A 9,969-nucleotide genomic window follows, 5' to 3' on the forward strand; every position below is an offset into this window, starting at 1 on the left:
AAAAGTGGCAAACTACGGCATTTGCGTTTTGTAGCTACGCTCGCCAGAGCGTGGATGGTTGCCATCCTATTCGCATCCCCACCTTCTGGCGAAGGTAGCTACGAGAAGATGCTTCATAGCGTCGGTCAACACGACGAACCTATCGAAAGACTCTAACCTACCTGCGTAGCAGCGTATCGTCTTCCATTTTTTACAGCAACCATGCGGCCCGGATGCGACGGCCCGTTGGCTTCGCTGGCCTCGGGCAATCCCCATTATTCTCGGATGAAAACAATCCTCTTTGTTACCGACCAACCGTTTTGGCGGCGTGAGAACGGGGCGCATCAGCGAAGCTGGTCGCTGGTGCAATGCCTGCGGCGAAACGGCTTCCAAGTGACGGTTTTCTATTTGGTCGAAATGACTCATTCCGACGAAGCGATCTGCTGCCAACTTGAGCTGCCAATCGTAAAGTTCCATCCCCAGGGAACACGACTTCGAGATCGATTCTCACGCACGCTGCAGCGTGCCTTTGCATCGCTTTCCCAACCAGATCCGTCGGTCGAGACCCAGGATCCATCGGCACGAAACCCTGCAACGCTGGAAACCTATCGTTGGCCATTGGCCCCCACCCAATTCAAGTCGCTGGTGAAATCGTTGCGGCCCGATTTTGTCTTGTGCAACTATGTGATTTGGGCCAACCTGCTCGATGACTTTCCCGTCGGACGGCGACGTTTTCAAGCCCTGGTCGATACACATGACCTGCTTCATGTTCGCCAACAACAATTTGCCACTTACGACGAGGACCACTGGATCGCGATCTCGAAGGAAGAGGAATCGGCGGCGATGGCCAAGTTTGACTTGATCATCGCAGCTCAAACCGAGGAAGCCGAAACCATTCGCTCGATGGCCCCCCACAGCGACGTTGTTATCGTCGGACATCAAACCGAGCTATCCGCCGACGCACTGCAGGTCGACTCGCACCAACATGGCGAATCCATGCCGCCTCGAATCGGGTTCATTGGATCCGACAACGCTGCCAATGTGGATGGAATCGCTTGGTTCTTGCAACATTGTTGGCCCGAGATCCACCGCCGCACCGCCGCCGAATTGGTGATCGCAGGATCGGTGAACCAGGGTCTGCGTCGCCAACGGTTTGCCGATCACCCTGGGGTGCGGCTTCGTGGCTTTCTGCCCAATCTCGATGACTTTTATGGTCAGATTGATTTTGCGATCAATCCGGTTCGCTTTGGCAGCGGGATCAAAATCAAGTCGATCGAATCGCTCAGTTTCGGTAAGCCGCTGGTGACCCATTCGCACAACACGCACGGTTTGTCCGCTGCCGCTATCGATAGCATGATCGTCGTTGACGATGCAAACGGCTTTACCGAGGCGGTGATTCGATTGATCCACGATCACGATTTGCGAGGCGAACTGACGAAGCGAGTTCGCCGAGTCCGAGAGAGCGAACTCAGTGAGGATTCGGTCTATGCGGACCTGCTAGCCTGGCTGCGGCGATGATCGAGTCAATCGCGTCCTACTTGATCAGTTTTGCTTGATAGGCGATAGTTGCAGGATCAAAACGACTTGATTGGCAGTGAATCTCGATCAAGACGCGACGCTAAACCTCACGGACGGGCCCTGCGGTGGCAACGGGAACAATCTTTTATGTGGGAACCGAATCGGAAGTAGCGCATCACGCGCGGCCGCTGCAGCAACGAATGCCGATTCGCATCACACCGCCTGACGTGGTGACAAACGAGGCCCGGCCCGGTGACTTGGCCATTTTCTTTTCGGAACACTTTGACCGGTTCCGCAGTGCCATCCATGAACTGAAACGCCGAAACGTGGCCACGCTGTATGCGATCGACGGCATCTTGGAGTGGCGAAACGCTTGGCAGAACCGCGAAACCGAACCGGCTTGCCCGTGGACAATGCGGCCCGTTCTGTGTCACAAGGTGGCATGTATCGGAGCCTCGCAAGCACGAACGCTGGCCGCGTGGGGCAACACCGAAAAAGTGGAAGTCGTCGGAATTCCGCGGCTGGATCATCTTCGCCTCGAAGCCACGCCAGCGGATACGGCCCCGCGGGAATCTCGACCAGACCAACCGCTGCGTCTGTTGGTCATGACGGCCAAATGGCCAGGCTTCACCGAAGCACAACATCACCAGATCGCTCAGTCACTAATCGATGTCAAAGCTTGGGCCGACACCACCGCTGCGGTGTGCAACCGGCCGATCGAATTGATTTGGCGATTGACGGGAGGAATGGACCGTATCGTAGGAGTCGAGAATTCGCTTCGGGATACCACGGGCGAAGATCTGATCACTGCGCTACGACGTTCCGATGCGGTCATCACCACGCCGTCGACCGCTCAGCTTGAATCGATGTTGGTCGGCAAACCCACCGCAATCTTGGATTACACCAACAGCCCGTTGTATGTCGACGCGGCTTGGCGAATCACGTGCCAAGGACAACTCGACCACACAATCACGCAATTGTGCGATCCACCCGCCGAGCGAATGCATTATCAGAACACGGTGCTGGCCGACTCGTTGCAACACGATGCCGATGCCACCGATCGGATGATGATGTTGATTGACAAAATGAGCGAACATGCAAACGCCATGGCAGAGCACCAGCAACCGCTGCAGTTCCCAGCGGCGTTGTTGCCACCGCTGGCGAACCCAACGCCGCTGCTGTGCGCCGAATCGATCTTCCCCGAGCGTGCCGCTGCCACGCAGAACGACGCTGGCATGTTGTCGATCGAATTGGCGGATGCACAACGCGAAATCAAATTACTCCGTGCGACCATCCAACAATTGCAATTGGAACTCGGGCAAGCCCACAAAATCTTTGACACCATTCGCAACCATCCGATTGCGGGGCCAGTGGTTCGCACGCGAGAAAAAATCCTGCAATGGGTTTCCAAGTCCAAAGCCAATGGCACCGATGCAACCTAGCAAACGATGAACCAGTCCTCTGCATCGCTTACCGAGAATCGATTGCCCGAATCACCAAAGGTGAAACGGATCGATGTGGTGTGCGCTGCGGACGATGCCTACGTGATGCCGCTGGCAGTGACCTTAAAAAGTGCCTGTCGTCATCTCGCCGCTGGAGTCCAAATTCGTCTGTTCTTGCTGACTGGCGAAATCGTTGACGACAACTGGTCGCTGCTCGAGCAAACGCTTGCCGGCGAACCGATCGAAATTCATCCCATCAAGCCCGATCTGGATACCATTTCTGATCTTTCGATCTCGCATCACATTTCGCACACCGCCTACTATCGGTTGCTCACTGCGGAATTGGTGCCAAGCGATGTCACCAAAGCGATCTATTTGGATTGTGACCTGTTCATCAAAGAGGACATAACGAGGCTTTGGGATTTGCCGATCGCTCAGCACTATTGCGTTGCCACTGCCGACGCCGCGTGTCCCTTTATCGATGCAAAAAAAGGCTGTGCAAATTACCGACTTGCCAATCCCTACATGGCGACGCGGCGGCCGATCCCAAACTATCGCCAATTAGGTTTGGACGGTGCCGCGGAGTATTTCAACAGTGGCGTGATGGTATTGAACGTCGAGCGTTGGCGAGCAGAGAGTGTGGCCGAGCAGTTACTGAAAATCTTGCGTGACAATCGCAATCACGTGTGGTGCTGGGACCAATATGCGCTGAACGTACTGTGTCACGGCCAGTGGGGACGTTTTGAGCCTCGCTGGAATCAAGGCGCCCATGTGTTCGAATACCCGTCGCCGGACCATGCCCCGATCGATCGCCAACAGTGGTTGGAAATGAAAACCAACCCCGCGATTGTGCACTTCACGACCGAGTTCAAACCTTGGCAAGCGGGATCAAATCACCCTCGCAGTGAAGTGTTTTTCGAAGGACTCGCCGCTACCGCATGGCAGGATTGGCGTCCTCCTAAACCCGATCCAAGTTTTCAACATTGGTTCAATCGGCGAATGGTCAACATGATCAAACGAACCACCATCACGTCTCGAAAAATCACATCGGTGTGGGCCTAAATGATCAATCCTGTCCTTGCCGAACCGCGACCGAACAAGACCACCGTCGCTGCGCCGCTGCTGACGTTGTTCACGGTACTGAAACCGTTCGAAGGTGAAGCGGACACGCACCAACGCAACGCAATCGCAAGCTGGCAAGCGTTGCAACCGCAAGTTGAGATTATTCTGTTTTCGGATTCGGATATTCCAGCCGACATTCACCTGAAATTCCAATGTCATCACACCCGCAAAATAAACGTGCACGGCACTCCGCTGTTGGATGATGTTTTCCGCATCGCCGCGTCCGAGGGGCGAGGGGCCGCCCGAGCGTTCGTCAACGCCGACATCATTCTGGACCATCGATTTGTCCAAGCCACCGAGCGGTTGATCCAATCCGATTGGAAGTCTTGGCTTGCGATCGGGCAGCGAACGGAGTACGAAATGCCTGCCGATGTCGATCATGCCAACGACGATTGGATTGCCGAGTATTTCAAAAACATTGAGTCCGATGGGACCAGCGCTTCGATCGTCTGCAAAGACTATTTCGTGTTCCCCGCCGATCTGTACCAAGACATTCCCGCATTTGCGATCGGGCGAGGCAATTGGGACAATTGGATGGTCTGGCACAGCAAAACGTCACAAATCCCCGTGGTGGATATCAGCAAAGCCGCGCCGGTGATCCACCAAAAACATGGCTACTCGCACGTCACCGGTGGCCGCATGTCGGTCTATGTCAGCGGCCCCGAAGCCCGCGAAAACCAACGACTCGCCGGTGGGCGAAACCTGATCTCCGGCAGCACGCCCAATTGGCGAATGGATGAAGCGGCAATCCACAAGGTCCGGTTTGGGGTGTTGCAGTTTGGTAAGGACCTGTTCCGTTTCGCGCGACTGCTAGGCAACATGGCCGGATTGTCGTTGATCGCTCTGCGATCAAACGCGTCGGATTGCAAAGCGATCCACGACAATCACTCACCGGGCGGCTAGCCCCCCCCAAAAAATACCTTCATCGGCACGAAATGAGTTTTTCATGTAGCGGTGCGGCGCAAGCCGCCCGGTTGAATTTGAACGTCTTACTCGCTGCAACCGGACGGCTTGCGCCGTACCGCTACCCAGCCGATGACATTGAACAAACTCCGTTGACCATTCTTTGGAACGCATGATCTCCTTTACCCAATTCGCGATACTGCTCGGATCGACGCTTGTCGTCTGGTCGCTGGTGCACTTTGCCGTGGCTTGGTTCTTTGACGCCCAAATCGTTCGCAAACGGTTGGCGACATCTGATGATACATCGGATTGCAGCTTCGCCCCCAAAGCTTCGGTGCTGATGTCGCTGCGTGGATGTGACCCACGGTTAATGTTGAATCTGCGAGGTTTGCTCGGCCAAGCCTACGATGACTTTGAGATCATCGTGGTGATCGACAGCCGCCAAGATCCAGCTTGGCAAGTGGCGATGGAGGTGAAATCGACCGACGACACTGCTGACCGCTTGAAAATCTTTGAGTTGCAGGAGCCCTCGTCGACTTGCAGTCTGAAATGCAGTTCCTTAGTTCAGGCGGCACAGCAAATCCGCAGCGATGGTGAAGTGGTGGTACTGGTCGACGCCGACGTCGTTCCTCACCCGACTTGGCTGCGTGATGCAGTGCGACCACTCGTGAATCCCCAAATCGGCGTCGTGACAGGAAACCAGTGGTATGCTCCTGAAAGCTCGGATGCGGGGGGCATCGACACCGGCTCGCTGCTACGCAGCATCTGGAATTCGGGGGCGATTGCAGCGACGGCGATCAATGCCAACCCATGGGCGGGTACGTGTGCGATGCGGCTTGCGGATTTGAAGCGATCCGGGCTGATCGAAAAATGGACGACCTCGGTCGTCGATGATGGACCGATCAAACCGGCATTTGATCGACTCGGACTACAAGTCTACTTTGCCCCCCAATTGATCATGGTGAACCGAGATCAATGCACGCAGGCGTTCGCGGGGCGGTATGTAACGCGGATGTTAACGTGGTCTCGGATCTATGAGAAAACGTTCATCAACACGGTGGTTCACGCGGTGGCGATGCTGACGTTATTGGCAAGTTCGATGACCGTCTTCGTAATCGCCTTGTTGACCGGAAACGCCATTGCAGCATCGTCGATAGGATTGTCGATGCTAATTTCCAATCTTGTCATGTTCGCCGGTTTCCGATCCACCGAGCGTGCGGTCCGTTATGCGATTCGCTGCCGCAGCGATGAGCCCCTAATGGCATCGATGGGATTGGCAACGTCGTTGCGAGTCTTTTGGTTGATTCCGATCTGCCAAGTGGCTCACGTCTACTGGACGATCAAAGCAATTTTCGCACGCCAAGCAGAGTGGCGAAATATCACCTACCGATTGCATCCACAACAGCGAGTCGAAATGGTGGCCTACCAACCCTATGTCGCCGACGCGACCATCTGCATGGCACCTCAGCGGTCGATTTGATATGAAGCACCACCCCATCCTCGTTTGTGGTTGTCCTGGATCGGGCACCAGTCTATTGGCAAAGATGCTCCGACACTGCGGTGTGTTCCTAGGCGCGGACGCGGGTCCGATATACGATCGCAAGTTTCACGAATCGGTAAGTTTTCGAGACGCCAACAATCAAATCCTGTCCTCGACGATTGACTTTCCCCATTCGCCAAAGGGAGTCATGCAATTTCGCGAGCACAACGAACGAATGTCCGCCAATCTCGACACGATCCTGCGGTCGATCGATGTCGCAGCGATCCAGCAACGGTTCTGGGGTGCCGAAGACCGCGACCAGCCTTGGGGATGGAAGGACCCTCGTAATTCGGCAACCGCTTTGGTTTGGAAATCGCTTTTCCCGGATTTACGAATCCTGTTGCTCGAGCGCAAATGGCGTAAGAGTGTCGCGACCGAGCGAGCGAATAGTCTTGCCGGCGAGTGGTTCCGCAAACAATCATGTGCCGACATCCGCCACCTGTACCAAAACCCGGTTGGCATTGATCGAGCGGACATCATCTGCGTCGACTTTGATCGTTTAATCGCAAGCGGCGACGAGTTGAATGCAACGCTCACGGCCCTCGGTTTAGATCATCACGGCGTCGAGGATTTCCAGGTTTTCTCAGCCAAAGTCGGTCTGGAATCCCCATCGCAGTGAAGTGGGCGGACCGGCTTAGATCCAGTGCTTGGCCTTGATGTTTTATCCAGCATGGATGTTAGGGTAGCGGAAGTTTTAATCTGGATAAAACGCGAGTTCGCCTGCATTGGATTCTTAATCATACTCTTACTCTTAATCCTAATCTTCTCTGGGTGTCTCTGGTCCAGCGAGGCTTGCGCAGACGGGATTAAGATTAAGAGTAGGATTATGATTAAGACTTGCTTCATTTAGGACGAGTTGGGGTTACTCTTTGCTGGGTCCTAGCAACGACGTATAGATATCCGACTGAATCAGCCGCTGGATGAACGTCTCGGTGGACCACAAATGTTCTTTTCGCTGCTGCAGGTACGCGGCGGTTTCTCGGATCAGTTCATTGTTTCGCAACTTGTCCGCAGCTTCCCGTAAATCATCGAAGTAAAAGGGGTAGTCGTCCCCGAGATACTCTCGAACGGCGGGCAGCGGATTCGTCAGCACCGGGGTACCACGGGCAATGCATTCGACAATCGAATTGTTCGCATTGGCCTGCCACAAACCGACCAACATGATGTTTTTGCAAAGCAGTTCGTCGAACGCTTCGTTGGATAATCGCGGAGGACACTTCACACGCACCAACCGCCGTTTTCGCATGCCTTCACACCCGACCGCATGTTGATGATCAAAGTCACCACCGGTTAGCCAGATGCGGCGAAAACCTCGAATGGGCAACTCATAGATTGGATAAAACCGTCTCAGCCAACACCCCAACTGGACGATCGTTTTTCGCCGGTTGGCTTCGTACGCTTGAAACGAAAACTGCGGTACCGCCAACTCCGTCGGCAATCGAAGCACTTCGATGGGGACGGTCAAGCGATCGCGAAGCTGAGTGGCCACGTGTTCCGAGAGCGTGAAAATCCCTCGGCAATACGGCAGACTCAAACTCAAATTGGGATGGTAATTCAACAGGAATTCAAGGTCCGAGCGTCCGCCATGCACCGCAGCCATGTGTGGCGGTGCTTCGAACGTTTGGTGAGCGACTCCGATCCATGGCTTGCGAAACGGACCGATCTGAAACATCGCATCTTCGAGTTCGCCAAGAAAGAGACATTCCCCCTCGGGATGAAGCAGTTGCTCGGCCACCGCGGCCTGAACGTGGCCCCATCCACTGCGGTGATGAGCCCACCGCACGGTGATGGGCGAAGTCAAACGTCGATGGGCGACACTCGCGGGTGGTGCTTGCGACACGTTGCTATCGCTGCGGGGTTGTGTCATGGAAACCGATGAAGCGTTTGGGGGGCAGCATGATTTGCCGAGGACAGCACCGATTCGTTTCGTTGCGATTGATTCGTCACGACCTATTCATAACGAAGTGCGTCGATCGGATCGAGCATCGAAGCTTTGCGAGCGGGATAATAACCGAACACGATCCCCACGCTGGCAGCGACTCCCACGGCGACGATCGGAGCCCAAAACGACATCTCATTCGGCCACCCCATCATCCAACCAATGATCGTGGAACTGGCGTGACCAAGCGCGATCCCAAACAGCCCGCCGATCAAACACAACACCGTCGCTTCGATCAAAAATTGCCTCAAGATCGCATTGCGATTCGCTCCGACCGCCATACGCAGACCAATCTCTCGCGTTCGTTCGGTGACCGAGACGAGCATGATGTTCATGATCCCGACGCCTCCGACCAATAGCGAAACACCTGCGATGATCAATCCAAGTGCCGACAACCCCGAGACGACTTGCTTGGTCACCCTCGAGACCTCGGTGATGTCTTGAATTTGAAAGACGTCGGGATCGACGTCATGGCGGCGAGAGAGGACTTGGCGGATCTGCTCGCGTGCCTCCGGAACATGCTCGGGCGTCAAGGCCTGGACATAGATTTGGCTTAGATGTTCGTTGCGAGTCGATCGTTTGACCGATGCAAATTGCATCTTTGGCATTTGATCTTCAAACGTGGCCATGCGACTGATGGAATTGGACCGACTGTTGATGCGGTATTTGAAAGTGGTCCAGGGCGCTAGCATGATGTCGTCTTGATCGTTACCGATCACATCGCCGCCTTTGGCCTGCAGCACGCCAACCACGCGAAGCGAAACACCGTTCGCACGAATCTCTTTACCAATCGGATACTCATCATCAAACAGATCGCTTGCGACCGTTTGACCGATCACACACACTTTTTCGGCGTCAAAAACAGCGTCGTCGCTGAAGAGTTGCCCCATATCCATCTCGGACCAATTTCGGCCGCGAAGATAATCGGGCGAGCTGCCCAGTACAAACGTGGGCCGACAACGACGGTTCCCGTACACCAATTGAGCTTGCCCATGAACAATCGGCGCCGTCAACCGAACGGCGGGACATTGTTCTTGCAACAGCGCGACATCGTCGGGGGTCAGCGGCACATAGCGACGCCGACGGCCTGAACTAGGCGTGTAGGTGGACGAAACGTTTAACATGTTCGCCCCCATACTAGCAACGGTATCTTTGATCGCCCGCGACGAACCGCTGCTCAGTTCCATCACGTTGACAACCGACGCAACTCCGATGATCACGCCTAACATCGTCAGCACGGTACGCAGCGCATTGGTGCGCAGCGACGAAAGCGACACGCCTATTGCATTGATCGTGGATGCGAGCACTTGTCCGGCAGCATGATTGTCCAGCGAAACCGCTTCGGAGGTGGACGTCGGCTTCGCATCGATTCGCGGATATGCCGACGCGTTGGCTTGATCGCTGGCAATGATGCCGTCCTTCATGTGGACCACGCGATCGGCACTTTTCGCCACCTCGGCATCATGAGTGACGACCACCAACGTGATCCGGTGCTCGAGATTCAGCTTGCGAAACAGCTCGAGGAT

General features: G+C 55.1%; 9 protein-coding genes. 7 read left to right on the forward strand and 2 right to left on the reverse strand.

The features are described from left to right. Positions 1-264: 264 nt before the first annotated feature. From ABX962_RS20060 to ABX962_RS20090, 7 genes are all read left to right on the forward strand, one after another. Positions 265-1,497 carry a glycosyltransferase gene (locus ABX962_RS20060; protein WP_372721798.1) on the forward strand — a complete coding sequence of 411 codons (1,233 nt, stop codon included), beginning with the start codon at positions 265-267 and terminating at the stop codon, positions 1,495-1,497. A gap of 125 nt (positions 1,498-1,622) precedes the next feature. After that, positions 1,623-2,939, forward strand: a complete 1,317-nt coding sequence (locus ABX962_RS20065; RefSeq protein ID WP_372721799.1) for a hypothetical protein — start codon at positions 1,623-1,625, stop codon at positions 2,937-2,939. Positions 2,940-2,945: 6 nt separating this feature from the next. Further along, positions 2,946-4,001 carry a glycosyltransferase family 8 protein gene (locus ABX962_RS20070; protein ID WP_372721800.1) on the forward strand — a complete coding sequence of 352 codons (1,056 nt, stop codon included), beginning with the start codon at positions 2,946-2,948 and terminating at the stop codon, positions 3,999-4,001. After that, complete coding sequence (locus tag ABX962_RS20075) at positions 4,002-4,964, forward strand: hypothetical protein (protein WP_372721801.1); 963 nt, start codon at positions 4,002-4,004, stop codon at positions 4,962-4,964. It abuts the gene before it with no gap. A gap of 32 nt (positions 4,965-4,996) precedes the next feature. Continuing rightward, positions 4,997-5,140, forward strand: coding sequence for a hypothetical protein (locus tag ABX962_RS20080; protein WP_372721802.1), 144 nt, complete (start codon positions 4,997-4,999; stop codon positions 5,138-5,140). Next, the gene (locus ABX962_RS20085) at positions 5,137-6,444 is read left to right on the forward strand and encodes a glycosyltransferase (RefSeq protein WP_372721803.1); all 1,308 of its coding nucleotides are present in this window, start codon (positions 5,137-5,139) and stop codon (positions 6,442-6,444) included. The genes ABX962_RS20080 and ABX962_RS20085 overlap by 4 nt, the downstream gene beginning before the upstream one ends. 1 nt (position 6,445) lies before the next feature. Further along, positions 6,446-7,123, forward strand: a complete 678-nt coding sequence (locus ABX962_RS20090; protein WP_372721804.1) for a sulfotransferase — start codon at positions 6,446-6,448, stop codon at positions 7,121-7,123. A gap of 243 nt (positions 7,124-7,366) precedes the next feature. Here ABX962_RS20090 and ABX962_RS20095 read toward each other — a convergent pair whose 3' ends face one another. Beyond that, positions 7,367-8,371 carry a glycosyltransferase gene (locus tag ABX962_RS20095; RefSeq protein ID WP_372721805.1) on the reverse strand — a complete coding sequence of 335 codons (1,005 nt, stop codon included), beginning with the start codon at positions 8,369-8,371 and terminating at the stop codon, positions 7,367-7,369. An 83-nt stretch (positions 8,372-8,454) separates the two neighbouring features. Continuing rightward, the coding region (locus ABX962_RS20100) for an ABC transporter permease (protein WP_372721806.1) at positions 8,455-9,969 on the reverse strand (1,515 nt) is incomplete at its 5' end.

Source organism: Novipirellula sp. (assembly GCF_041583735.1).
In the GTDB taxonomy this organism is placed as follows: domain Bacteria; phylum Planctomycetota; class Planctomycetia; order Pirellulales; family Pirellulaceae; genus Novipirellula.